The 22,919-nt window shown below is 66.9% G+C and carries 24 protein-coding genes; 10 read left to right on the top strand and 14 right to left on the bottom strand.

Features of this window, described 5'->3' with window-relative positions; translation table 11 throughout:
* Positions 1-205: 205 nt before the first annotated feature.
* Entirely contained in the window at positions 206-1,108 is a 903-nt protein-coding gene (locus THL1_RS25115) for an EamA family transporter (protein ID WP_069085777.1), read from the top strand.
* On the opposite strand, the gene cueR is transcribed toward THL1_RS25115, so the two are convergent.
* Genes cueR through THL1_RS25100 form a run of 3 tightly spaced genes read right to left on the bottom strand, consistent with a single transcriptional unit; the run spans position 1,074 to position 4,302 of the window.
* Positions 1,074-1,475, bottom strand: coding sequence for a Cu(I)-responsive transcriptional regulator (cueR, locus tag THL1_RS25110; RefSeq protein WP_069085776.1), 402 nt, complete (start codon positions 1,473-1,475; stop codon positions 1,074-1,076). The two genes, THL1_RS25115 and cueR, sit on opposite strands and share 35 nt — an antisense overlap.
* Positions 1,476-1,485: 10 nt before the next feature.
* Positions 1,486-3,870: a heavy metal translocating P-type ATPase gene (locus tag THL1_RS25105; protein ID WP_069085775.1), complete on the bottom strand. Its 2,385-nt coding sequence runs from the start codon at positions 3,868-3,870 to the stop codon at positions 1,486-1,488.
* A gap of 60 nt (positions 3,871-3,930) precedes the next feature.
* A complete protein-coding gene (locus THL1_RS25100; RefSeq protein ID WP_069085774.1) occupies positions 3,931-4,302 on the bottom strand; it encodes a hypothetical protein in 372 nt (123 codons plus the stop codon).
* A gap of 110 nt (positions 4,303-4,412) precedes the next feature.
* On the opposite strand from THL1_RS25100, the gene THL1_RS25095 reads away from it, so the two are divergent.
* Positions 4,413-4,610, top strand: coding sequence for a heavy-metal-associated domain-containing protein (locus tag THL1_RS25095; RefSeq protein WP_069085773.1), 198 nt, complete (start codon positions 4,413-4,415; stop codon positions 4,608-4,610).
* A gap of 63 nt (positions 4,611-4,673) precedes the next feature.
* On the opposite strand, the gene THL1_RS25090 is transcribed toward THL1_RS25095, so the two are convergent.
* Positions 4,674-5,294: a TetR family transcriptional regulator gene (locus THL1_RS25090; protein WP_069085772.1), complete on the bottom strand. Its 621-nt coding sequence runs from the start codon at positions 5,292-5,294 to the stop codon at positions 4,674-4,676.
* A 146-nt stretch (positions 5,295-5,440) separates the two neighbouring features.
* Here THL1_RS25090 and THL1_RS25085 point away from each other — a divergent pair, with 146 nt between their 5' ends.
* The 3 genes from THL1_RS25085 (at position 5,441) to THL1_RS25075 (ending at position 11,215) form a co-directional block, all read left to right on the top strand.
* The gene (locus THL1_RS25085) at positions 5,441-6,607 is read left to right on the top strand and encodes an efflux RND transporter periplasmic adaptor subunit (protein ID WP_069085771.1); all 1,167 of its coding nucleotides are present in this window, start codon (positions 5,441-5,443) and stop codon (positions 6,605-6,607) included.
* Positions 6,608-6,619: 12 nt separating this feature from the next.
* Positions 6,620-9,760, top strand: coding sequence for an efflux RND transporter permease subunit (locus THL1_RS25080; RefSeq protein ID WP_069085770.1), 3,141 nt, complete (start codon positions 6,620-6,622; stop codon positions 9,758-9,760).
* Between the two features lie 264 nt (positions 9,761-10,024).
* The gene (locus THL1_RS25075) at positions 10,025-11,215 is read left to right on the top strand and encodes a Bcr/CflA family multidrug efflux MFS transporter (RefSeq protein WP_069085769.1); all 1,191 of its coding nucleotides are present in this window, start codon (positions 10,025-10,027) and stop codon (positions 11,213-11,215) included.
* Here THL1_RS25075 and THL1_RS25070 read toward each other — a convergent pair.
* Positions 11,212-11,391, bottom strand: coding sequence for a hypothetical protein (locus tag THL1_RS25070; RefSeq protein WP_069086629.1), 180 nt, complete (start codon positions 11,389-11,391; stop codon positions 11,212-11,214). The genes THL1_RS25075 and THL1_RS25070 overlap by 4 nt on opposite strands.
* A 147-nt stretch (positions 11,392-11,538) precedes the next feature.
* Positions 11,539-11,664, bottom strand: a complete 126-nt coding sequence (locus THL1_RS31060; protein ID WP_257785001.1) for a hypothetical protein — start codon at positions 11,662-11,664, stop codon at positions 11,539-11,541.
* A 206-nt stretch (positions 11,665-11,870) separates the two neighbouring features.
* On the opposite strand from THL1_RS31060, the gene THL1_RS25065 reads away from it, so the two are divergent.
* The 5 genes from THL1_RS25065 to THL1_RS25045 all read left to right on the top strand — a co-directional run bounded on the left by THL1_RS25065 (position 11,871) and on the right by THL1_RS25045 (position 17,398).
* Positions 11,871-12,785, top strand: a complete 915-nt coding sequence (locus tag THL1_RS25065; protein ID WP_069085768.1) for a LysR family transcriptional regulator — start codon at positions 11,871-11,873, stop codon at positions 12,783-12,785.
* Positions 12,786-12,956: 171 nt separating this feature from the next.
* Positions 12,957-15,497: a PAS domain S-box protein gene (locus THL1_RS25060; protein WP_069085767.1), complete on the top strand. Its 2,541-nt coding sequence runs from the start codon at positions 12,957-12,959 to the stop codon at positions 15,495-15,497.
* 119 nt (positions 15,498-15,616) lie between these two features.
* A complete protein-coding gene (locus THL1_RS25055) occupies positions 15,617-15,883 on the top strand; it encodes a PepSY domain-containing protein (protein ID WP_069085766.1) in 267 nt (88 codons plus the stop codon).
* A 3-nt stretch (positions 15,884-15,886) separates the two neighbouring features.
* Positions 15,887-16,420, top strand: a complete 534-nt coding sequence (locus THL1_RS25050) for a cytochrome b/b6 domain-containing protein (protein ID WP_069085765.1) — start codon at positions 15,887-15,889, stop codon at positions 16,418-16,420.
* A 324-nt stretch (positions 16,421-16,744) separates the two neighbouring features.
* Complete coding sequence (locus THL1_RS25045; RefSeq protein WP_069085764.1) at positions 16,745-17,398, top strand: 7-cyano-7-deazaguanine/7-aminomethyl-7-deazaguanine transporter; 654 nt, start codon at positions 16,745-16,747, stop codon at positions 17,396-17,398.
* On the opposite strand, the gene gspM is transcribed toward THL1_RS25045, so the two are convergent.
* From gspM to gspF, 8 genes are read right to left on the bottom strand one after another with little or no spacing between them, the layout of a single operon-like run.
* Positions 17,335-17,865 carry a type II secretion system protein GspM gene (gene gspM / locus THL1_RS25040; protein ID WP_069085763.1) on the bottom strand — a complete coding sequence of 177 codons (531 nt, stop codon included), beginning with the start codon at positions 17,863-17,865 and terminating at the stop codon, positions 17,335-17,337. The genes THL1_RS25045 and gspM overlap by 64 nt on opposite strands.
* Before the next feature lie 3 nt (positions 17,866-17,868).
* Complete coding sequence (gene gspL, locus THL1_RS25035; RefSeq protein WP_069085762.1) at positions 17,869-18,957, bottom strand: type II secretion system protein GspL; 1,089 nt, start codon at positions 18,955-18,957, stop codon at positions 17,869-17,871.
* Between the two features lie 5 nt (positions 18,958-18,962).
* Positions 18,963-19,838, bottom strand: a complete 876-nt coding sequence (gspK, locus tag THL1_RS25030) for a type II secretion system minor pseudopilin GspK (protein ID WP_069085761.1) — start codon at positions 19,836-19,838, stop codon at positions 18,963-18,965.
* Positions 19,831-20,430: a type II secretion system minor pseudopilin GspJ gene (gene gspJ / locus THL1_RS25025; RefSeq protein WP_069085760.1), complete on the bottom strand. Its 600-nt coding sequence runs from the start codon at positions 20,428-20,430 to the stop codon at positions 19,831-19,833. The genes gspK and gspJ overlap by 8 nt, the downstream gene beginning before the upstream one ends.
* Positions 20,427-20,804, bottom strand: coding sequence for a type II secretion system minor pseudopilin GspI (gene gspI, locus THL1_RS25020; RefSeq protein WP_145928386.1), 378 nt, complete (start codon positions 20,802-20,804; stop codon positions 20,427-20,429). Before gspI ends, gspJ begins: the two co-directional genes overlap by 4 nt.
* The gene (gspH, locus tag THL1_RS25015) at positions 20,785-21,261 is read right to left on the bottom strand and encodes a type II secretion system minor pseudopilin GspH (protein WP_069085759.1); all 477 of its coding nucleotides are present in this window, start codon (positions 21,259-21,261) and stop codon (positions 20,785-20,787) included. Before gspH ends, gspI begins: the two co-directional genes overlap by 20 nt.
* 1 nt (position 21,262) lies before the next feature.
* Positions 21,263-21,697 (bottom strand): type II secretion system major pseudopilin GspG, encoded by a 435-nt coding sequence (gspG, locus tag THL1_RS25010; protein ID WP_069085758.1) that lies wholly within the window; start codon positions 21,695-21,697, stop codon positions 21,263-21,265.
* A 15-nt stretch (positions 21,698-21,712) separates the two neighbouring features.
* The gene (gene gspF / locus THL1_RS25005; protein WP_069085757.1) at positions 21,713-22,918 is read right to left on the bottom strand and encodes a type II secretion system inner membrane protein GspF; all 1,206 of its coding nucleotides are present in this window, start codon (positions 22,916-22,918) and stop codon (positions 21,713-21,715) included.
* Position 22,919: the final 1 nt, after the last annotated feature.

Here is a 22,919-nt window from a genome sequence, read left to right as displayed (position 1 = left end):
ACGTTTTAGGAAGCACTGCTTCCGATGCCTGTGAGCGCCAGAACGCGAAGCGTTGTGGCCGGGGCGCAGGGCGGGGGCCGGGGGTGAGGGAGGTCGGGCACACGCGGATATCCCCATACAGACCCCACAGTTTTCCCATCCATCTGTGTCCTTACATCCGCCCGCCTGGCTGCTAGCGTGTGTCTGAACTCCCGGAGCCCCTGCCATGCCTCTCCCGCACATTCTCCTGGCCCTGCTGGTCACCCTGATCTGGGGCGTCAATTTCGTGGTGATCAAGGTCGGTCTGGAAGACTTCCCGCCGCTGCTGTTCTGCGCCTTGCGCTTTGCACTGGCAGCCCTGCCGCTGCTGTTCCTGCGCGGCCCCATGCCGGCGCCGTTCTGGCGCATCGTGCAGATCGGCCTGTTGCTCGGGGTGATCAAGTTCGGGCTGCTCTTCGTTGGCATGCACCTGGGAATGCCGGCAGGCTTGTCTTCGCTGGTGCTGCAGAGCCAAGTGTTCTTCACCATCCTGATCGCCGCCCTGTTCCTTGGCGAGCGGCCCAGTCGCCGTGGCTTGCTGGGGCTGTTGCTGGCGGCATTGGGGCTGGTGCTGATCGGCCTTGGCCGGCCGCTGGGCGACAGCCTGCTGGCCTTCATGCTGGTCATCGCCGCCGCACTGGCCTGGGCCTTTGCCAATATCGCCACCAAGCGCAGCGGGGCCAAGGACATGCTGCGGCTGATCTGCTGGGTGAGCCTGATTCCGCCGTTGCCCTTGCTGGTGCTGTCGTACGTGTTCGAAGGTCCGGAAGCCATCGCGGCTGCCCTGAGTCATCCGAGCTGGGGCGGCATCGGCGCGCTGGTGTATATCGCGTTCCTGGCCACCACCGTGGGCTTCGGTTTGTGGAGCTTCCTGTTGCAGCGCTACCCGGCCAGCCTGGTGACGCCCTTCGCCCTGGCGGTGCCGGTATCGGGCCTGCTGTCCGGCTGGCTCCTGCTGGGCGAGCAGCTCAGCACGGCGGGCTGGCTGGCCTGTGTGCTGGTGGTCGTCGGCCTGGCGGTCACCGTGCTGCCCAAGGGCGCACTCGACCGCGTCGTCAGTGGCAACAGCCGCCTGACTCCAGGCCCTTGAGGATCGGGCAGTCGGGGCGATGGTCGCCCTGGCAGTGATCCACCAGTTCCTGCAGGGTGTCGCGCAGGCTGGCAAGTTCGGCGATCTTGCGGTTCAGTGACTCGATATGCCCAAGCGCCAGGGATTTCACGTCGGCACTGGCGCGCTGGTGGTCCTGCCAGAGCTCCAGCAGCCGGCCGACTTCCTCCAATGAGAAGCCCAGGTCCCGCGAACGCTTGATGAAGGCCAGGCTGTGCAGGTCCTGGCTGCTGTACTGGCGATAACCGTTGTCGGTACGCCCGGCCTCCGGCAGCAGGCCGATGCCTTCGTAGTAGCGGATCATCTTCGCGGTCAGCCCGCTCTTCTTTGCGGCTTGGCCGATGTTCATGCGTTGCTCCTCATTCGTCCGGTTTCCAGGTCTTCAGCAGCAGCGCGTTGCTCACCACGCTGACGCTGGACAGGGCCATGGCCGCGCCCGCCACTACGGGGTTGAGCAGGCCGGCGGCGGCCAGGGGGATGCCGATCAGGTTGTAGATGAAGGCCCAGAACAGGTTCTGGCGGATCTTCGCATAGGTGCGACGGGAGATATCCAGGGCCGCCGGCACCAGGCGCGGGTCGCCGCGCATCAGGGTGATGCCGGCGGCGTGCATGGCCACGTCGGTACCACCGCCCATGGCGATGCCGACGTCGGCGGCGGCCAGGGCTGGGGCGTCGTTGATGCCGTCGCCGACCATGGCGACCACCTGGCCGCTGGCCTTGAGCGCGGCGACGGTGGCGGCCTTGTCCGCCGGCAGCACTTCGGCGTGTACCGACGCGATGCCCAGCGCCTCGGCGACCACCCCTGCGCTGCCGCGGTTGTCGCCGGTGATCAGGTGGCTGTGGATATCCCGTCCGCGCAGTGCAGCGACTGCGTCCGCGGCACCGTCTTTCAGCGTGTCGCCAAAGGCGAAGAGGCCCAGCACGCGGCGCTCGGGTTCCAGCTCCAGCAGCCAGGAAAGGGTACGGCCTTCGGCTTCCCACGCCTTGGCGCGATTGGCCAGGTCACCGGCCGGGAGATTCTGCTCGTCCAGCAATCGACGATTACCGAGGGCCAGCAGGCGACCGTCCACCCGCCCCTGGATGCCGCGCCCGGCCAGGGCCTGGCTGGCGTCCACCGCCGGGGCTTCGAGGTGGCGTTCGGCGCAGGCGTCCAGCACGGCCTTGGCCAGTGGGTGTTCACTACCGCGCTGCAGGGCACCGGCCAGCTGCAGCAGTTCGTCCTCGTTGCCATTCACTGCCGCCAGGTGGGCGATGCGTGGGCTGCCGGAGGTCAGGGTGCCGGTCTTGTCGAACGCTACCGCCTGCACCGCGTGGGCGACTTCCAGCGCTTCGGCGTCCTTGATCAGGATGCCGTGGCGCGCTGCCACGCCGGTGCCTGCCATGATCGCGGTCGGCGTGGCCAGGCCCAGGGCGCAAGGGCAGGCGATGACCAGTACGGCCACGGCATTGATCAGCGCGGTTTCAATGCCGGCGCCGGCCAGCAGCCAACCGACCAGGGTGGCGAACGCGATCAGCAGCACTGCCGGGACGAACACCTGGCTGACCCGGTCCACCAGTTTCTGGATCGGCGCCTTGGCTGCCTGGGCGTCCTCCACCAGGCGGATGATGCGGGCCAGCACGGTCTCGCCGCCGAGCGCCGTGGTGCGCACCAGCAACCGGCCTTCGCCGTTGATGGCGCCAGCCGTTACCCGGTCGCCGGGCTGCTTGGGCACCGGCAGGCTTTCGCCGCTGATCAGGGCTTCGTCGGCGTGGCTCTGTCCATCGTTCACCTCGCCGTCGGCCGGGAAGCGCTCGCCGGGCTTCACCACCAGCAGATCACCCAGCTGGAGTGCGCTGATGGCGACGTCTTCCTCGCGACCGTCCACAAGGCGGGTGGCGCGTTCCGGGCGCAGGGCCTCCAGCGCGCGGATGGCCGAGCTGGTCTGGCGTTTGGCGCGGCTTTCCAGATACTTGCCCAGCAATACCAGGGCGATCACCACGGCCGAGGCCTCGAAATACAAATGCGGCATCTGGCCGGGCTGTGTGGCCCACCATTGGTAGACGCTGAGGCCGTAACCGGCGCTGGTGCCGATGGCCACCAGCAGGTCCATGTTCCCGGCGCCGGCTTTCACTGCCTTCCAGGCCGCGCGGTAGAAGCGTGCGCCGAGGATGAATTGCACGGGCGTCGCCAGGGCGAATTGCACCCAGGTGGGCAGCATCCAGTGCCGGCCGAACGCTTCCAGCAGCATGGGGACGACCAGTGGCAGGGCCAGGGCGAGGGCCAGCAACACGGCCCAGCGTTCACGGCGCAGGCGGGTTTCGGCGTCATCCACGGGAGGCCGGGTTTCGTCCACCAGCCGGGCGCTGTAGCCGGCGTTCTCCACGGCCTGGATCAGGCGGGTGCTGTCGGGCTGGCCGAACAGTTCCAGATGGGCGCGCTCGCTGGCCAGGTTCACTGTCACGTCAGCGACACCCGGCACCTTGCGCAGGGCGCGTTCGACGCGACCCACGCAGCTGGCGCAGGTCATGCCGCCGATGGCCAGTTCCAGGCGCTGGGCCGGAACCTGGTAGCCCGCGGCTTCCACGGCCGCCACCAGGGCCGACAGGCTGTCGCCGGGGGCCTGGATGCGGGCCTGCTCGGTGGCCAGGTTGACGCTGGCCTGTTGCACGCCCGGCACCTTGGCCAGCGCACGCTCGACGCGGCCCGCACAGCTGGCGCAGGTCATTCCTGAGATGGGCAGGTCAAAGGAAATTGACTGGGTCATGGGTAATCCTCCTTAACTGGCCATAAGGATCAACCTTGACACAAGGGAAAGGTCAAGCAGTCATTGCATGGCGGTGGTCGGTACCAGGTAGAGGCCTTCCGTGCTCTGCGCCAGACGGTACTTGCGCACCTCGCCGGCCACCAGGGTGATGGTCTGGTGGCGCAGTTGCTCGATGCCCGGTTTGCAGCGCCCCGGGCCGAGCAGGCTGAGCCGGATCGACAAGGGGCCCGGTGGCAGGTTGAAGGACACCACCTGGCCTTGCACCAGGCGCGCGGCCAACTGGTTTTCCAGATAGAGGCCGACGTCACAGGCGGTGGCGAGTTCCAGGCGTTCGCGGGAAATGATCAGCACGCCGTAGTCGACCGGCGGCTGCGCCTGGGCCAGTAGCGGTGCGAGGAGGAGTGCGAGCAGGGCCGGGCGGAGGCCGTACATGGCGAAAGACTCCTGCAGGGTGGACAGAGTCAGTGTAGGAGCAGCACTTGACCTTGCCATGGGGGCAAGGATGAGACTGAACGCCGATTTCACTCACCAGGAGAACGACCATGCAGGTATTCAAGGTTCAAGGCATGTCCTGCGGGCATTGCGTCCGCGCCATCACCCAGGCTGTGCAGGCCCGTGACCAGGCCGCCGAAGTTCAGGTGGACCTGGCGGCCGGGGAGGTTCGTGTCGCCAGCCGCCTGGCGGAAGAGCAGGTGTTGGAGGCCATTCGCGAAGAGGGTTATCAGGCCGAGGCGGCTTGAAACCGGCCCCCTGAGGTGGGAGCGAATTCATTCGCGAACGAATTCGCTCCCACATCTCGGTTTTCAATCCCAATCCTTCACCAGCCCCCGGAACAGCGCGTTCACCATGGGTTCGGCATCCCGCAGCGGATCGAACAGCTTCGGGTCGCGGGTCCAGTCGCTGAACAGCCCGACAACCAGGCCGTGAACAGCCCGGGACGCCTGCAACGGCGTGATGCCCGGGCGCAGCCGCTCGAGGCAGGCGGGGCGGGCGAAGAGGTTTTCGCAGAGCTGGATGAACTGGTCGACGAAGGCGTAATGGCGCTCTTCGGCTTCGCGCAGTTCTTCAGTGAATTCACAGCGGTGCAGCAGGATGTTGAAAATGCGCTGGCGTTGCTCATCCCGCGCCAGATTGACGATGGCCTCCAGGCAAAGGTCGCGCAGGGACAGCATCGGGTCCTGATCATTGCAGCCGCACAGGCGGTCGATCATCTGTTCCTGGGGCAGGCGCACCTGGGACAGCATCTCGTGGAACAGGTGTGCTTTGTTCTGGAAATGCCAGTAGACGGCGCCGCGGGTCACGCCGGCGGCTCGGGCGATCTGTTCCAGGGACGTGTGCGCCACGCCGTTTTCCAGGAACAGGTGTTCGGCGGCTTCGAGGATCGCGCCTCGGGTTTTCTCTGCTTCTTCTTTCGTTCTGCGCATAGCAGTTGGGCCAATAGTGTCTAGGCTTCTTGTTTGGGGGACGGAGTGTACCGATTTACTCGGTGCACAACCGCTTACAGACACAGATGAATGTATAGCTCAATGCCGGCTTCATTTGCCGATTCGGCACCGTATGGAGACACCTTATGCCGCTCGCTCGCAGTCTGCCCATCAGCCTTGCTCTTTTCGCCGCAAGCGCCAGTTTCACCGGCCTTGCTGGTGCCGCTGACGGTGCTCCGTCGGCCCCTGAGGTAGTGGTGGAGACCGCCAAGGCAGCCCCGCTGCCACTGATCCTGGAATACGCCGGGCGCACTGCGGGCTATCGCGAGGTGGAGGTCCGGGCCCAGGTCAGCGGGATACTCCAGCAGCGTACCTACACCGAGGGCAGCCGGGTGAAGCAGGGCCAGGTGCTGTTCCGCATCGATCCGCGTACCTACGAGGCGGCCCTGGCTCGGGCCAAGGGCGCGCTGGCCCAGGAACAGGCGCGCTACCGCCAGACCGACCGTGATCTGAAGCGTACCCGCGAGTTGCAGAAGAAGGGCTACGCCAGCGAGAGCGAGCTGGATAACGCGATTTCCAACTTCGAGCAGAGCAAGGCCAATGTCGAAGCCGCCCAGGCCGAAGTGAAAGCCCGGCAGATCGACCTCGACTACACCACCGTCGAGGCGCCCATCTCCGGCATGACCAGCAAGGAAACCCGCTCCGAGGGCAGCCTGGTGGTGGCCACCGACCCCAACTCCAGCTTGCTCACCCAACTGACCCAGCTAGACCCCATCTACGTCAACTTCGCCTACCCGGACACCGAGGCCGAGCGTCTGCGCGAGGGGGTGAAGGTCGGCAAGGTCGAGTTGCCGCCCGATGGCCTGCTCAGCGCAGAGCTGAAGTTCGGTGATGGCTCCACCTATCCGCTGGCGGGCCGGGTGGACTTCACCGACAGCTTCGTCAATACCGGCACCGGCACCGTCAGTGCTCGCGCCGTGGTGCCCAACCCCGAACAGAAGCTGCTGCCCGGCATGTTCGTTCGCGTCCTGGTGAAGGGCTTCACTCGTCCGCAGGCCATCACCCTGCCGGAACGCGCCCTGGCCCAGGGGCCGCGCGGCACCTTCGTCTATGTGGTCGACAAGGACGGTATGGCGCGGGTGCGCCAGGTGAAAACCGGTGATACCCGCGATGGCCGCTGGGTCATCGAGTCCGGCGTCAGCGCGGGCGACCAGGTGATAGTCGAAGGCCTGCCCAAGGTGCGCCCCGACTCGCCGGTGAAGGCGGTGGAGGCCAGCAAGGCACCCGCTGAACAATCCGCTAAACAATCGTAAGGAGCGCCCGCCGTGATCTCGCGCTTCTTTATCGACAGACCGGTTTTCGCTGCGGTCATCTCTATCGTCATCGTGCTCGCCGGCCTCGCAGCCATGCGCGCGCTGCCCATCGCCCAGTACCCGGAAATCCTTCCGCCGCAGGTGTCGGTGTCCGCGCGCTACCCCGGCGCCAGCTCCCAGGTGATCGCGGAAACCGTCGCCGCGCCGCTGGAGCAGCAGATCAACGGCGTGGAAGGCATGATCTACCAGCTGTCCAACTCCGACAGCAGCGGCGCCATGAGCCTGACCGTGTACTTCGAGGTGGGCACGGACGCCGACCAGGCCACCATCGACGTCAACAACCGGGTCCAGGCCGCCCTCGCCAAGTTGCCGGAAGAGGTCCGTCGGCAGGGTGTGAAGGTGGAGAAGAAGTCTTCCGACATCCTTCAGGTGGTCACCCTCTATTCACCGGACAACTCCCGCGATCCGATCTTCATCAGCAACTATGCGTTGATCAACGTGATCGACGAGCTGAAGCGGATTCCCGGCGTGGGTGACGCCAGCCAGTTCGGCTCCAAGGACTACTCCATGCGCATCTGGCTGCGCCCGGACAAGCTGGCGCAGTACGACCTCACGCCCAGCGACGTGGTCAACGCCATCCGCGAGCAGAACTCCCAGTTCGCCGCCGGCAGCTTCGGCCAGCAGCCGCTGGACCAGCCCCAGGACTTCACCTACACGGTGACCACCCAAGGCCGCTTCACCGATCCCAAGGAGTTCGAGAGCGTCATCCTGCGTTCCGACGCCACCGGCGCCAGCCTGTTGCTCAAGGATGTGGCGCGGGTCGAACTGGGGGCCCAGGACTACTCCCTGATGACCTCCCTCAACGGCCAGCAGAACGCCGCCTTCGGTATCTACCTGCAACCGGGCGCCAACGCCCTGGAGACCGCCGAAGCGGTGAAGTCGACCATGGAACGGTTGGCCAAGCGCTTCCCTGAGGGCATCACCTACAAGATCCCCTACGACACCACCAAGTTCGTGGAAGTCTCCATCGAAGAAGTGATCCACACCTTCTTCGAAGCCCTGCTGCTGGTGGTGCTGGTGGTCTTCATCTTCCTGCAGAACTGGCGCGCCACCCTGATTCCGGTGCTGGCGATCCCGGTGTCGCTGATCGGCACCTTCGCCGGCATGTACATGCTCGGTTTCTCCATCAACCTGCTCACCCTCTTCGGCATGGTGCTGGCCATCGGCATCGTGGTCGACGACGCCATCGTGGTGATCGAGAACGTCGAGCGGGTGATGGCAACGAAGAAGATCGGCCCGCGTGAGGCTGCGATCGAGGCTATGGAGGAGGTGACCGGGCCCATCATCGCCATCGTCCTGGTGCTCTGTGCGGTGTTCATCCCGGTGGGCTTCCTCGGTGGCCTGGCGGGGCAGATGTACCAGCAGTTCGCGATCACCATCGCCGTATCGGTGGTGATTTCCGGCATAGTCGCTCTGACCCTGTCGCCGGCGCTCTGTGCCCTGATGCTCAAGCCCGGACACGGCCAGCCGGCGGCGCCGTTCCGCTGGTTCAATGCCTTCTTCGACCGCATGACCGCTGGCTACGGCGCGGGCGTGCAGTTCTTCCTCAAGCGCGCGATGGTCGGCCTGCTGCTGTTCGGCGGCATGATCGCGCTGATGGTCGTGCTCTTCGGCCGGGTGCCCGGCGCCCTCGTGCCGGACGAGGACCAGGGCTACGTGCTCAACGCCTACTTCCTGCCACCGGCGGCCTCGCTGACCCGCACCGAAGAACTCACCAGCGCCGTCGGCGAGCAACTGATGAAGCACCCGGCGGTGGAGGACGTGGTCACCTTCGCCGGCTTTGACATCCTGACGTTCGGGACCCGCAGCAACGCCGGGGTGTCCTTCGTGCCGCTCAAGGACTGGAGCGAGCGCACCACGCCGGAACTCGATGCGCGCAACCTCACGCGCACCTTCATGGGCATGGGCGCCGGGCAGAAGGACGGCATCGTGCTGTCCTTCAACCCGCCGCCGATCACTGGCATGAGTACCACCGGCGGCTTCGAGTCCTATATCCAGGACCGCAGCGGCGGCACCGTGCAGCAACTGGAAACGGTGGTGCAGAAGTTCGTCGCAGCGGCATCCAAGCGGCCCGAACTGGCGGGGGTCAACACCACCTTCAACGCCAACGTGCCGCAGTACTACATCGACCTCGACCGCACCAAGGCCCGGGCCCTGGGCGTGGCGATCAACGATGTATTCACCGCCATGCAGGCCACCTTCGGCAGCTACTACGTCAACGACTTCACCCTCTACGGGCGTACCTGGCAGGTGAGCCTGCAGTCGGAGCCGGAGTTCCGTCGCAAGCCGGATGACCTGAGCCAGGTCTACGTGCGCTCCACCACTGACGACCTGGTTCCGCTGTCGTCCCTGGTGCGTGTGGAACGTATCCTCGGGCCGGACTCCTACGCCCGTTTCAACGTCTACCCGGCGGCCAAGGTGCTTGGCGGCCCGGCGCCGGGCTACAGCTCCGGCCAGGCACTGGCGGCCATGCAGGAAGTGGCCAACGAGGTGCTGGGCGAGGACTACAGCCTCGGCTGGATCGGCTCGGCCTACCAGGAGCTGGCGACCCAGGGTTCGGGCAGCACGGCGTTCGTGTTCGGCCTGATCATGGTGTTCCTCATCCTCGCCGCCCAGTACGAGCGCTGGACCCTGCCGCTGGCGGTCGTCACCGCGGTGCCGTTCGCGGTGTTTGGTGCCATCCTCGCCGTGTGGCTGCGGGGTATCCAGAACGACGTGTACTTCCAGGTCGGCCTGGTGACCCTGATCGGTCTGGGGGCGAAGAACGCGATCCTCATCGTCGAGTTCGCCGTGCTCTGCCGCGAGCAGGGTATGGGCCCGGTGGAGGCGGCGCTGGAAGCGGCCAAGCTGCGTTTCCGCCCGATCGTGATGACCTCGCTAGCGTTCATCCTGGGCTGCGTGCCGCTGGCCATCAGCTCCGGCGCCGGTTCAGCAAGTCGTCACTCCATCGGCACTGGTGTAATCGGCGGGATGCTCGCCGCCACCGTGCTGGCCACCTTCTTCATCCCCATGTTCTTCATGCTGGTGGAGAAGGCGTCGGACTGGATCGAACGCAGGAAGGCGTCCAAGGCCGAGCAGGCGCACGAGGGGTAGGCACCGGCTGTTGAGTCTGTGGGAGATTCCATGTCAATCAGCCGTGCAGCGGCCCCGTAGGTTGGTCCGAGCCTGCGAGGCCCAACGTGGTCAGTCACAGGCGCCGCTGCGTTGAGTTTCTCTGCGCTCTAGCGGAACGCCGCCCGCACCCAGCTACGAAAGGTTGTGCGAATTCATTCGCGAATGAATTCGCTCCCACAGGCCAGTGAAATCCCCTGTTAGTATCTGGCGCCTTGCCCGCAACGGATGGCGCCAGCCTCAACCATGACCTTCCGCATCCTCCTGCTGCTTGGTGCGCTCAGCGCCTTCGGCCCCATGGCCATCGACTTTTACCTGCCCAGCTTCCCGGCCCTGGCCACGGCCTTTGCCACCGATGTGGAGCATGTGCAGCTGACGCTGGCGTCCTACTTCGTCGGCCTGGCGTTCGGTCAGTTGCTCTACGGCCCGCTGGCCGACCGATTCGGCCGGCGCCCGCCGCTGCTGCTGGGTGTGACCATCTTCACCCTGGCCTCGGTGGCTTGCGCCCTGGCACCCAGCCTGGAATGGCTGATCGGCGCGCGCTTCATCCAGGCCCTGGGCGGCTGCGCCGGCATGGTGGTGTCGCGTGCGGTGGTGCGTGACCTGTGCGATCCCATCGCGTCGGCCAAGGCATTCTCGCAATTGATGCTGGTCATGGGGCTGGCGCCGATTCTCGCGCCGCTGGGTGGTGGCCTGCTGCTGGAACTGTTCGGCTGGCAGTCGATCTTCTGGGGGCTGACGCTGTTCAGCGCGCTGGTGTTGCTGGGGGTCGCCACCTGGTTGCCGGAAACCCTTTCCAACGTCACTCCGCGCGCTCCGCTACGAGGCGCCCTCGGGCAGTACCGCCGGTTGTTCGGCAACTGGCAGTTCCTCGCCTACGGCATGACCGGTGGCCTGGCGATTGCCGGTATGTTTGCCTACATCGCCGGTTCACCCTTCGTCTTCATCCAGCTTTACGGCGTACCACCCGAGCATTACGGCTGGTTGTTCGGTGCCAATGCGGCGGGCTTCATCCTGGTGGCGCAGATCAACGCCATCCTGCTGCGCCACCGTGGCCCGGCGTTCTGGATGCGGCGAGTGATCTGGGTCTACCTGGTGTGCGCACTGGCGCTGTTGCTGGTTTCCAGCCTGCGTACCGAAACGCTCTGGCCGTTGCTGTTGCCGCTGTTCGGCTGCATCGCCAGCCTGGGATGCATCCTGCCCAACGCGTCGGCCTGTGCCATGGCTGGCCAGGGCCAGCACGCCGGTAGTGCCTCGGCGCTGATGGGCAGTCTGCAGTTTGGTGTGGCGGCGGGGGCCGCCGCCCTGGTGGGGTGGCTGCACGACGGCAGCGCCATGCCCCTGGCCCTGGTCATCAGCCTGTGCGGCTGCGCGGCAGTCGCCTGTGCACTGCTGACCTGGCGCCTCGACCGCAACGGTCAGGCGCCCCTGGGCTAACTCGCTATTCGCCTGGCCCCGTCCGGCAACGTATGAGGGGCTCTCAACCGCTCCTCGAGAACCGTGACGAAGCGGCGTGCTTCGGCCTCGCTGCGGAAGCTCACAGCATGCTGGTCCAGGCAGACTTGCCAGCCGGCACCCTGCGGGGTGGTGGTCGGACGAACGAGAATTTTCACCTCAGTCATCTCCAATCATGTGGCGGGGAATCAGAGTGTAGACCCACCCAGACGGCAGAAAATGACGTGGATCAAGCAGCCGACTGGTGGTCGACGCCGTTCGTCCTAGCCCTGCTCGCTGCGGCTTGATGGGGGCTTCGGCGCTCGCTAGCCAAGGCTTTCGAGCAATTGCTGGTAACGATTTTCACTCTGCCTGAGCGCGTCCCGCGCGGAGGTCAGCGCGCTGAAGTCGACGTCCACGCAATAGAGTTCCACCTGAAGGCTGGGATGCATCCTGGACCCCGGCGAAACAGCAGCTATGCGGAGCAGCCGGCCGCTGGCGAGACCCGGGAAAGTCTAGCCTCTTCGTTCTGGCGTACTGGACCGTTCGCCCGAGCAGCCGCTCGCCGGTCAGAGGGCGGGGAGGGCCGCATGGCTGGCTGTTTCGCAGGTGAGAAAAATCGGCTAGAAAACGACAGTCTTTCAATGGAACTTTGAAAATGTTGCGCTTCGACGATCTTGCCCTGTTCGTGAACACCGCCGACCACGGCAGCCTCTCGGCGGCTGCGCGCAAGCTGGATGTTTCGCCCGCCGTGGCCAGCGCCGCACTCAAGCGCTTGGAGCAGCAGCTGGAGGCCCGTCTGTTCGTGCGCTCTACCCGCAGCCTGCGCCTGACCCCCGAGGGCGAACAGTTTCTCGTGCATGCGCGCAGTGCCCTGGCCAGCCTGGACGAGGGACAGCGACAGTTGGCCGGAGGCCGCGAAGACATTGCCGGTGTGCTGCAGCTGTCGGCGCCCTCCGATTTCGGCCGCAACACGCTGCTGCCCTGGCTGGATGAGTTCCAGCGCGAGCATCCCCGCCTCAGCCTGCGCCTGCACCTGAGCGACCGGATAGCCGACCTGTTCCGCCAGTCGGTGGACATCGCCATCCGCTACGGCGAACCGGAGGACTCCAGCCTGGTGGCGCTGCCCCTGGCCGCCGAAAACCGCCGGGTACTCTGTGGCTCTCCCGAGTATTTCGCCCGGCACGGCTGCCCGCGTCAGCCGGAGGACCTGGCGGGGCACAACTGCCTGCTCTACCAGTTGAGTGGCCGCGTGCACGATCGCTGGCGTTTCAGCGAAGGCCGCCGCGAGCAGGCGGTGACCGTGGCCGGCAATCGCGCCTGCGACGATGCCGACGTGGTGCGGCGTTGGGCCCTGGCCGGGCAGGGGCTGACCTACAAGTCCTGGCTGGATGTGGCCGGCGACATCCAGGCCGGGCGCCTGGAGCTGGCCTTGTCGCAATACCTTGGCGAGGCCACGCCGCTGAACCTGATCTGCGCCCATCGCGCCCAGCTCAGCAAACCGGTTCGCCTGCTCCGCGAGTTCGTCCAGACGCGCTGCGCCACGCTGCTCGTCGGCGCGCCCTGGCGTTGAGTGTCGGTCGCGGCATAGTCGGCGTCTGACTGTCGAATTGCTCAGGCCCGGTGTTCCGCTATTGTCTGGAGAAGCCGAGGCCTGCGTGGAGATCGCTGTGGCTGACTTGCTTCCGACTTGCCTGAAACCCACCGGGGCCGTGCCCGCCGCCTGCCGTGGGAGATTCGGCTGATGCCCCGTACCCCTGAGCCAGGCACTCTGCTGCCCACCGTGTTGCTGGTCTTTGCCGGCTACCTGCTGTTGGCCCTTGGGGCTGTCTGGCTTTCGCGCCAGCCCGGCAGCATCGCCACGCTCTGGTACGCCAACGCCTTTACCGTGGCGCTGCTCTGGGACCAGCCGTTGCGCCGCTGGGCGCCCATGCTGGCGGCAGCCATGTTGGCCGATCTCCTGGCCAACATGGCCGTTGGTGACGGTCTGCTGCGCGCGACGAGCTTCCTTGCCCCCAACCTGCTGGAAATGGCCCTGGCAGCGGCCCTGTTGCGGGTCAGCGGGGCCGCCCTGCGGATGAACGAAAGCCCCGGAGCCTTCCTCCAGTTCATCTTCTTCGGCGCCTTGCTGCCGCCGCTGATGGGGGCCAGCCTCGGCGCGAGCATCCTCGCCTGGCAAGGGTTGGATTCGTTCGAGCGCAGCTGGATGTTCTGGGTCGAGGGCACCATGCTCGGGGCCGTTTCGGTGCTGCCCCTGGCGGTCTGGCTGCGCCAGCATGGCTGGTGGGAGTTCCGCAGCGAGCGCCGTCGGCATGAGCGCTTGCTGTTCGTCGGGCTGGTGCTGGCCGGCACGCCGTTCGTCTTGCTGTTCCTGCCGTTCCCCTTCGTTTATGTGTCCTTGCCGCTGATGTTCGCCGCCGTGCGTCTGACTTTTGCCAGCACGGCGCTGCTGGTGGCCCTGGCCTCGGTCAGCGGCGGCCTGATCATCGCCCTCGGCCTGCTCGATGCCACGTACCTGGAAAAGGGCTGGCGCGACCTGCTGGTGTACCTGCCCCTGCTGCTGGCCCTGTTGCCCGCGTTGCTGCTGGCGTCGGCGGTGGAGCAATTGCGCAAGCGCCGTCGCGAACTGGCGGCCAGCGAAACGCGCTTTCGCGACGCCATGGACCATTCCGCCATCGGCATGGCCCTGGTGGGACTGGACGGGCGCTGGCAGCGGGTCAACCGAGCCCTCTGCGACATGCTCGGCTACAGCGAGGATGAATTCGCCACGCTGAGCTTCCAGGATCTCACCTACCCCGACGATCTGGCCGATGACCTCGAACTGGTACGGGAAACCCTCGCCGGACGGCGCCACAGCTACCGGCTGGAGAAACGCTACCTGCACAAGAGCGGGAGGGTGATCTGGGGGCTGCTGGCGGTATCCCTGGTGCGCGACCACGAGGGCGAGCCGCTGTATTTCATCTCCCAGATCGAGGACATCGACCGGCGCAAGCGCGCGGAAGAACGCGAAGCGGTATTGGCGCGTCGCTATTCGGTGGCCACCGAAGCCAGCGGCGTTGGCGTCTGGGAGTGGGACCTGGCCAGCGACCGCATGCTCTGGGATGACGGCATGTGCCGCCTCTACGGCCGCACTGAAGGCGGCGAGCTGTCCTATGCCGATTGGCGTGCCCACCTGCATCCGGACGACGCCGTCCGTGCAGAGCGCGAGGTGCTGGCCGCGCGGGAGGGTACCAGGCGCCTGGACATCGAGTTCCGTATCCGCCGCTCCGATGGCGACCAGCGGGTGCTCAAGGGGCATGCGCGCCTGGTCTGCGATGCCGACGGCAAACCGCTGCGCATGGTCGGCACCAACTGGGACGTCAGCGAACTGCGGCAGTTGGCCGAGCGCCTGCGCGACGAGCGCGAGCGGCTGCAGGTGACCCTCGACGCCATCGGCGACGGCGTCATCACCACCGACCTGGACGGCCGGGTCAGCTTCCTCAACCCGGTGGCCGAGCGCCTGAGTGGCTGGCACAGCGACGAGGCCCAGGGGCTGCCCATCGAGCAGGTCCTGTTGCTGGAAGGCGAGGATGGCCAACTGGTGCCTAACCCGGTGCGCGATTGCCTGGAGCAGCGCAGTGTCGCCAGCCTCCAGGGACTGGCCTCGCTGCGCCACCCGGCGGGCGGCGCCATCGCCCTGCGGGGCCAGGCAGCCCCCATGCGCAGTGGCGACGGCACCCTGCTGGGCAGCGTGCTGGTGCTCACCGACGTCAGTGAGGCGCGGGCCATGCAGAAGCACCTGCGCTATGCCGCCACCCACGATGCCCTGACCGGCCTGCTCAACCGCGCGGCCTTCGAGGACGCCCTTGCCGAAAGCTGCCGCGAGGCGTTGCAGAACGATGGCAACAGCGTGCTCTGCTTCATCGACCTGGACCGCTTCAAACAGGTCAACGACAGCGCCGGCCACGCCGCCGGCGACGAATTGTTGCGCCAGCTGGCGAAGCTGATGCAGGCCCAGGTACGCGCGGGGGACCAGCTGGCACGCTTGGGCGGCGACGAGTTCGGGCTGATCCTGCGCAGTTGCCCGCTGACCCAGGCGGAGCTCCTGGCGGCGCGGCTGATCGCGCAGATCCAGGGGGTGGAACTGACGTGGGAAGGGCAGGCGTACCGCGTCGGCGCCAGCGTCGGCATGGCCTGCATCCACAGCGCTAACGCGCAGCCTGCGGAGCTCTTGAAACAGGCTGATACAGCTTGCTACCGGGCCAAGCACGCAGGTCGGGGGCAATTCGCTGTCGAACATCGCTGAGACCGGCAGGCCGGGAAATGACAGCCTCCCAGGCCTGGCCTAATCTCCATCGTCATGGCAGTGAATGAGAAAGCCTTGCATTGCCTTTAGCCAAACAACGCACAATCGAGGTCGATACCATGCGTAAGCTCCTGCTTCTTTCCCTGGCCCTCGTCAGCCCCCTGACCTTTGCCCAGACCGAATGCACCACCGCCGACAAGGCCACGTGGCAAGACCAGACCAAGTTCCAGGACGACCTCAAGGCCCAGGGTTACGACATCAAGAAGTTCAAGGTGACCGCCGGCAACTGCTACGAGATCTACGGCTGGGACAAGGACAAGCGCAAGGTCGAGATCTACTTCGACCCGGTCGACGGCAAGGTGGTCAAACAGGAGATCGAGGACTGATCCGTGAGCACTGACACTGTTCGCCTCTGGGACCCGGTGATACGGATCGGCCACTGGTCGCTGGTGGCCGCCTTCATCGGTGACTACTTCCTCAACGAGGCGGGTGACGGCTGGCACCGCTGGCTCGGTTACTACGCCGTGGCAGTGGTGCTGGTGCGCGTGGCCTGGGGCTTCGTCGGCCCCCGGTCGGCGCGCTGGGCGGACTTCTGGCCCCGCCCGGCGCGCCTGGTGACCCATGCCAAGGCGCTGCTTTCCGGTGGCTACTTGCACCACATGGGCCACTCGCCCCTGGGGGGGCTGGTAATGATCCTCATGCTCCTGCTGATGGTGGGGCTGGGCGTCACCGGTTTCCTGATGGAAGAAGTCGACTACTTCTGGGGCGAGGACCTGCCCCGGGATATCCATGTCTTCTTGGCCGACAGCCTGTTCTGGCTGGCCTGCCTGCATGTCGCTGCTGCGCTGGTGGAAAGCGTGCGCATGCGCGAGAACCTGCCCTGGTCCATGGTGACCGGGCGGCGCAAGGTACGGACAGAATGAAGAGAGGGCCGCATCGCGGCCCTTTTTCACGCCACCCCGGGCACTTGGCAGAAATCTTCCACCGGGCCAGATGTAGGGTGCACCATGCGCACCAATTTCGGTGGGCGGCTCCAGCGCCTCGTCATGCACCCGGTGCGCACGGCGCACCCTACTAGATCGGTTTCATCCTGCTATTCCATGGGCTCTATAAGACGCTCCGATACGGCCCGCCGGACTAAGCGTCTTTTCCTGATGCGCGGGTCAAGTTAGAATGCGCGCCGTCGCCGGCCAGGGGGCCGCGACATGGGTTCCCTCACCCCATCGGCAAAAAGGATGCAAATCATCATGCCCGCTACCTTTCCCACGGTCTGGCGTCCGGCACTGACCGGCCTGATCGTCTTCCACATCCTCATCATCATCGCCAGCAACTACCTGGTGCAGCTGCCCATTACCCTGTTCGGCTGGCACACCACCTGGGGCGCGTTCAGCTTTCCGTTCATCTTCCTGGCCACCGACCTGACCGTTCGCCTGATGGGCAAGGCGGCGGCGCGTAGGGTCATCGCGCGGGTCATGGTGCCGGCGCTTGCTGCGTCCTATGTGGTCTCGGTGCTGTTCCAGGAGGCGGCCTTCCAGGGCTTCGCCGCCCTCGGCGAATTCAACCTCTTCGTCGCCCGCATCTCCCTGGCCAGTTTCCTTGCCTATGTGCTGGGCCAGGTGCTGGATATCCAGGTTTTCGACCGTCTGCGGAAAATGCGCCAGTGGTGGATCGCGCCCACCGCCTCCACCATCTTCGGCAACCTGCTGGACACCTTCGCCTTCTTCTCTGTGGCCTTCTGGCGCAGCGACAACCCCTTCATGGCGGCGAACTGGGTGGAAATCGCCACCGTGGACTACGGCGTCAAGCTGGCCATCAGCCTGGTGCTCTTCGTGCCGCTTTACGGCGTGCTGCTTGGCGGCATCCTGCGCCTGCTGGCGCCCAGCCCGGCGCGGGTTTCCTGAGGCGCTTCTACTACCATCCGCGCCTTCACGTCCGCCTCGCGGCTGACGTCCATCCCCAGCGACACCACCTCCACGCCACTTTCTTCCAGCCGTTCCATCCAGGCGAGCACGCTGCCCAGCGTGCCTGCCAGGTTCAGGTTCATGCGGCCGGCACCGTCGCCGTCCATGCGTTCGAGGGTGATGTCGGCATTGGCCGTGGTCCTGGCCAGGAAGCCGGGCAGGGCCGCATTGTCGACGCGCTCTCCCGGCGGGGTGGGATTGGCAGGCAGGTTGGCGAGGTCGATCTGCAATTGGAGTTCCTCCTGGTAACGGCGTTCGGCGTGCTGCAGGGCCTGTTGCTGGGGCTGCCAGACCAGTCGCCAGGCCAGCACCAGGCCGACGAACAGAGCCAGCGCCAGCAAGGCGCGGCGCTCGCGAGTGGGCAGGCGCTGCCAGTGCGGGTGCAGCGGGGTCAGTAAAGGGGGCATGCGTCAGTCCTTGATTTGCAGGCGCGCGCTGACCCCATCGGGATCGCGCACGGCGGAGTCGGAAAGAACGATCAGGCCTTGGCGGACCAGGCCTTCGCGCAGGCGTTCGAGATCGGCGAAGGCGGGCGCGCGGACGCGCAGGGTCCAGCCTTCGCCCGCCTGGTAGTCGAGCCGCCCGACCTGGGCGATGACGCCGCCGCTGCTTTTCCATAGGCGCGCCAGGCTGTCCAGGCTGTGGGCCAGGCCGAGGTGGGGCTGGCCGGCCTGCTGCATGCGCGCACGCACCTGGCGGGCCAGGTCGACCACGCGGTCCTGGTCGGGGTAACGCTGTTGCCAGGCGGCCAGGTTGGCCTGGGCCAGGGCATCGGCGCGTTGTTCCAGTAGCAGGCGCTGGCCGATGTTCAGCCCCAGTTGCGCGGCCAAGCCCAGTGCCGCCAGCAGCGCCAGGGTGCGCCAGGGCAGGCGGCGCCCGGAGTCGCGGGCGAATTCATCCTGGCGCAGGTCGATAGCACTACGCGAACCTTCCGCCAGCAGTGGCCAGGGCGCCTCGTCGCGCCACTCGAGCGCGTCCGGCAGGCGTGCCTCGAGGTCGGCTCGCGCCTGGTCGCTCAACGCCAGACGCAGGGGCGCGCCGCCGCCGATCAGCCAGCGGCCGGCGCAGCGCAGGGCCAGGGCGCCCTCGCCTGGCAGGCAGTCGGCGTCGATGTGGATGCGTCCGGGCACCAGGCCGTGCCGGGCAAGCCGGGCCAGGACCTGGCGCAGCCAGTCGCGGCGCACTACGAACAGCCGGCAGTGGCGTCGTTGCAGCAACGGACCGCGTGCAAGCAGCAGCGCGTCGAGGTCGTCCAGCAGGCGTTCTTCCAGTGCCGAATGGATCGCCTGGCGCAGCCAGCGCCCGCTGCGGGCGGGCACCTCGATGGTGTGATGGCTGGCGGCTTCGGCCGGCAGCAGCAGGGTCAGGTCGAGGCGGGCGAGGTCTCGGGCGGCCTGTTCGAGACCTCCCTGGACGGCCTCGCCGTCGGCGCGCCACCAGGTCAGCGACCAGTCGCCGTCCGCCGGGGCAGGGGAGCTGAGATGAAGCCAGGCTTGCACGTTGATTACTCCGAAAGGCGGGTGTCGGGGCGGGCGAGTCGGCGGCGCAGCACTTCCACCCGACCATCGGCGCGGGTGTGCAGGTCGCTGACCAGACGCAGTCGGCGCTCGCCCAGCTCGACATCCAGGGTGGCGCGGAAGTAGTCGCTGCTGACGCCAAGTCCCAGTGAGCGGACCTGGCGGTCTTGTAGCAGCGGTTGTTCGAGGAACGCCTGGACGCTGGCATAGCCGTTGGCAGGGCGGGCCTGGACGATGGCGCGGGCCACGGCCAGGTCAAGGCTTTCGAGGGCGGCCAGCACTTCGGCCGGGGCGGTGTTGAGGTTCAGTGCGCCTGCCGTGGTACGGACCCAGGGCCGCAGCCGGCGCAGGCTGGTTTCATCCACTTGCGCCAGGCGTTGCAATTCGCTGCTGTCGGCGAACGGCAGCGGTTTGCCGTCACGTCCGAGGCGCGGCGGCAGGCTGGCCGGGTCGTGAATGGGGAGGCCGAGCAGCGCCAGCAGGCGCTGGTAGCGGGCGCGCAGAACGGGGTCGCTGTCGCCGCGCTGGGTGTTGAGGTCGAGGCGGCCGCCGAGGTCGTCCAGGCGGATGCGGATGTGCCCGCCTTCGATGTCGAACTGCTGCACGCCCTGGGCCCAGCGCTGGGCGAGGTGCACGCGCCGCAGTTCGTCCGCGTCGGCCAGGTCCGCGCGCAACTGCTGGCGCGCCCACGCCTCGCCACTCAGGGCCAGTTGCCAGAGCTGCTGCTGGTGCAGCTGGTTGGCGCTGCTGGCCAGGCTCAGGCGCTGGCGGGCGAGCATGTCGCTGACGATCAGGGTGACCAGGGCGGTGACCAGCAGCACGCTGATCAGGGCCACGCCCCGCTGCGGGCGGTGTTCAGGCATCGCCGTCCCCTTCGTAGCCGGGCAGCAGGATGACCCGGCGGATAGCGGGATAACCGGGGGCGTCCAGTTCCAGCTCCAGAGCCTGGGGCAGGCTCAGGGGCGAGCTGCCCGCCGGCCAGTTGTCGTGGCCCTCGCCCTGGCTGTCGAGGTAGCGCAGGCGAATCAGGCGGATGCCGTCAAGCAGCCGCTGGCTGTGCAGGGGTGGGGTCTCCAGCTCGCGTTCCGGCGGGCTGCGGTACTGGCGCAGCCACTCGCCATCGCGCCAGGTATGGCTGACTTCCTGCACCTCGCTGCGCCGCTGCTGCAGCGGGTTGCTCCAGCCGCCACGCACCAGCCGCAGGTTGTCCGCCTGGCCTATCAGCGCCTGGCGCCGGCTGGGGTCGTCGCTGAGTGGGTAGGCAATGGCCTGTGTCAGGTCACGCTCGAACAGGCCGAGGGCACGCTGCAACTGGCGCAACTGGACTTCGTGGGCGGCGATGCGCTGGTCGCTGTGCATCACCCGCTCCAGCAGGCGGTAGCAGGCCAGGCCCAGCAGGCTGAACAGCGCCACGGCGATCAGCACTTCCAGCAGGGTGAAACCGCGCTGCTTCATCGCTGCGCCTCGATGAAACCCACCAGGTGCGCACGACGTATCGGCCGGGGGCCGTCCGTCAGGACTTCCAGGCTGACCTTGAGCAGCCGTGGGTCAGGGGCCGGGCCGATCTCGCTGGCCAGCCGCCAGTCTCGTCCGGCGAAGGCGAGGCGTTCCTCGTCATTTCCGGCGCTGGCCGGGCGCATATGGGCGCGCAGCTCATTCAAGCGGTTGTCCGCCAGCCACTGGGCCAGGCTGCGCTCGGCCAGGGCGGCGCTGGTGACGGCCACATGGCTGGCTGCGTTGAACAAAGCGATGGAGAGCGTGGCGAAGATGGCCAGGGCGACCATTACCTCCAGCAGAGTGAAGCCCTGCTCAGGGTGCGAGGCGTTCAAGGCGAACTTCCTCCAGACCGTCGCTGGATAACGCCAGCATGGGTACCAGGCGGTATTCCAGGCGCAGGGTGAAGGGCGACACCTCATCGCTGGAGAGCACCAGTAGCTGGGGCGCTTCGCCAGGGGCAGGCACTTCGTCGTCCCGTTGCAGGTGCAGGCGTAGCGACTCCGGCAGGTGCTGCACGCGGAAGCCGGGGGCCGCTTGCCAGTGGCCGTCGAGGTCGAGGCGCTGCACCGCATAGCTGTCGGCCTCGATGCGCAGACCGAAGTCCTGGTGGCTCAGCACCGACTCCTCGCGCAGCAGACTGATCAGGCTGCGCAGGCGATCGGCCTCGCGCTGAGCCTGCTGGGCGCCATTGTCGCGCTGCACCAGAGTCACCAGGCCGGCCAGCAGGCCGATCACGACGATCACCACCAGCACTTCCAGCAGGGTGAAGCCCGCGCTGCCGCGTCGCACGTCAGAGGTCCCAGTTGCCGATATCGGCGTTCAGCCCGTCGCCGCCCGCGCGGCCATCGGCGCCGAAGGAGAACAGATCGAAAGCGTTGCCGTCGCTGCCGGGGGCGAGGTACTGGTAGGCGTTGCCCCAAGGGTCGACGGGCAGGCGCTTGAGGTAGCCGTCGGGGTTCCAGTTGCGCGCGGGCGGGGTGCCGGAAGGGCGGCTCACCAGGGCATCTAGCCCCTGCTGGGTGCTGGGGTAGATGTGGTTGTCGAGCTTGTAGATATCCAGGGCCATGGCAATGGCCTTGATGTCGCTCTGCGCGGCGGTGACCTTGGCCTGGTCGGGACGGCTCATGAGTTGCGGGACCACCAGGGCGGCGAGCACCCCGAGGATGACCACCACCACCATGATTTCGATCAGGGTGAAACCCCGTTGTTGCGATTGCGTGGGCATGGTTGTGCCTATCTGTCAGGTAACGAGTTGATTGAGGCTGAGGATGGGCATCAGGATCGCCAGCACGATGAGCAGCACGCTGGCGCCCATGAACACCAGCATGGCCGGCTCGAACAGGCCAACCAGCAGGGCGATGCGGTTGGCCAGGTGTGCTTCCTGCTGGCGCGCGGCGCGCTCAAGCATGGCGTCCAGCTCACCGGAGCGTTCGCCGCTGGCGATCATGTAGAGCATCATCGGCGGGAAGTGGCCGCTGCGTTCCAGTGCCCGGGTCAGGCCGCCACCTTCGCGCACGGCGCGCGCCACGTCTTTCAGACCGGTCCGAATCTGCTGGTTGGCCACCACTTCGGCGGCGATTTCCAGGGCGTCCACCAGCGGCACGCCGCTGCGCCCAAGGATTGCCAGGGTGCTGATGAAACGGCTGCAATTGCTGGCGCGCAGGACCTTGCCCAGTACTGGCAGACGCAACTGCGCGGCGTGCCAGCGCAGGCGTGCGACCGGTCGTTGTTGCGTCAAGCGGGCCGCGCCGACGAGGCCGGCAAGCAGGGCCAGCATCAGCAGGCCGTGGTCGCGCAAGATGGCGCTGGCGGCGATCAGGCCACGGGTCAGCGTCGGCAGTTCCTGGCCACTGTCGATGAACACCTTGACCACATCCGGCACCACGAAGCCGAGCAGGAAACCAACGATGCCGAAAGCCGCCAGCAGCAGGATGCTCGGGTAGAGCAGGGCCAACTGGATCTGCTGGCGCGCGGCCTGGCGTGCTTCGGTGTAGTCGGCCAGCTGCAGCAGCACCTGGCCCAGATGGCCAGCGCGTTCACCCGCCGCCACCGTGGCGCGGTACAGCGCTGGGAAGGCGCGGGGGAACTCGGCCATGGCGCGGGCCAGGCCGTGGCCTTCGAGTACCCGCGCGCGAATGGCCAGCAGCATGCTCTGGTGACTGCGCTTCTCGCATTGAGCCGCCACTGCGGCAAGCACCTCCTCCAGCGGCAGTGCCGCCTGCACCAGTGTGGCGAGCTGGCGGGTGACCAGCGCCAGCTCGGCGGCGCCGAGGCCGCGCCGGCTGCTGCCCGTGGAGCGCTGGCCGTCGCGGGCAGTGCGCAGGCGCAGCGGCACCAGGTGGCGCTCGCGCAGCAACTGGCGGGCCTGGCGTTCGCTGTCGGCTTCCTGCACGCCGCGCAGCTTGCGTCCGGCCGGGTCCATGGCGAGGTATTCGTAGGCGGCCATG

This window comes from Pseudomonas sp. TCU-HL1 (assembly GCF_001708505.1).
Taxonomy (GTDB): domain Bacteria; phylum Pseudomonadota; class Gammaproteobacteria; order Pseudomonadales; family Pseudomonadaceae; genus Metapseudomonas.
The sequence above is the reverse complement of the archived record's forward strand: the minus strand, read 5'-3'. Positions and strand labels throughout refer to the sequence as shown.

Coding starts and splice junctions, on each gene's coding strand:
- THL1_RS25085 (WP_069085771.1), top strand. CDS start 5,441: ATGCCGCTCGCTCGCAGTCTGCCCATCAGCCTTGCTCTTTTCGCCGCA.
- THL1_RS25060 (WP_069085767.1), top strand. CDS start 12,957: ATGCCCCGTACCCCTGAGCCAGGCACTCTGCTGCCCACCGTGTTGCTG.
- gspM (WP_069085763.1), bottom strand. CDS start 17,865: ATGCCCCCTTTACTGACCCCGCTGCACCCGCACTGGCAGCGCCTGCCC.
- THL1_RS25095 (WP_069085773.1), top strand. CDS start 4,413: ATGCAGGTATTCAAGGTTCAAGGCATGTCCTGCGGGCATTGCGTCCGC.
- gspJ (WP_069085760.1), bottom strand. CDS start 20,430: ATGAAGCAGCGCGGTTTCACCCTGCTGGAAGTGCTGATCGCCGTGGCG.
- THL1_RS25045 (WP_069085764.1), top strand. CDS start 16,745: ATGCCCGCTACCTTTCCCACGGTCTGGCGTCCGGCACTGACCGGCCTG.
- THL1_RS25090 (WP_069085772.1), bottom strand. CDS start 5,294: ATGCGCAGAACGAAAGAAGAAGCAGAGAAAACCCGAGGCGCGATCCTC.
- THL1_RS31060 (WP_257785001.1), bottom strand. CDS start 11,664: ATGCATCCCAGCCTTCAGGTGGAACTCTATTGCGTGGACGTCGACTTC.
- THL1_RS25100 (WP_069085774.1), bottom strand. CDS start 4,302: ATGTACGGCCTCCGCCCGGCCCTGCTCGCACTCCTCCTCGCACCGCTA.
- THL1_RS25055 (WP_069085766.1), top strand. CDS start 15,617: ATGCGTAAGCTCCTGCTTCTTTCCCTGGCCCTCGTCAGCCCCCTGACC.
- THL1_RS25105 (WP_069085775.1), bottom strand. CDS start 3,870: ATGACCCAGTCAATTTCCTTTGACCTGCCCATCTCAGGAATGACCTGC.
- THL1_RS25075 (WP_069085769.1), top strand. CDS start 10,025: ATGACCTTCCGCATCCTCCTGCTGCTTGGTGCGCTCAGCGCCTTCGGC.
- THL1_RS25065 (WP_069085768.1), top strand. CDS start 11,871: ATGTTGCGCTTCGACGATCTTGCCCTGTTCGTGAACACCGCCGACCAC.
- THL1_RS25115 (WP_069085777.1), top strand. CDS start 206: ATGCCTCTCCCGCACATTCTCCTGGCCCTGCTGGTCACCCTGATCTGG.
- gspF (WP_069085757.1), bottom strand. CDS start 22,918: ATGGCCGCCTACGAATACCTCGCCATGGACCCGGCCGGACGCAAGCTG.
- gspG (WP_069085758.1), bottom strand. CDS start 21,697: ATGCCCACGCAATCGCAACAACGGGGTTTCACCCTGATCGAAATCATG.
- cueR (WP_069085776.1), bottom strand. CDS start 1,475: ATGAACATCGGCCAAGCCGCAAAGAAGAGCGGGCTGACCGCGAAGATG.
- gspK (WP_069085761.1), bottom strand. CDS start 19,838: ATGCCTGAACACCGCCCGCAGCGGGGCGTGGCCCTGATCAGCGTGCTG.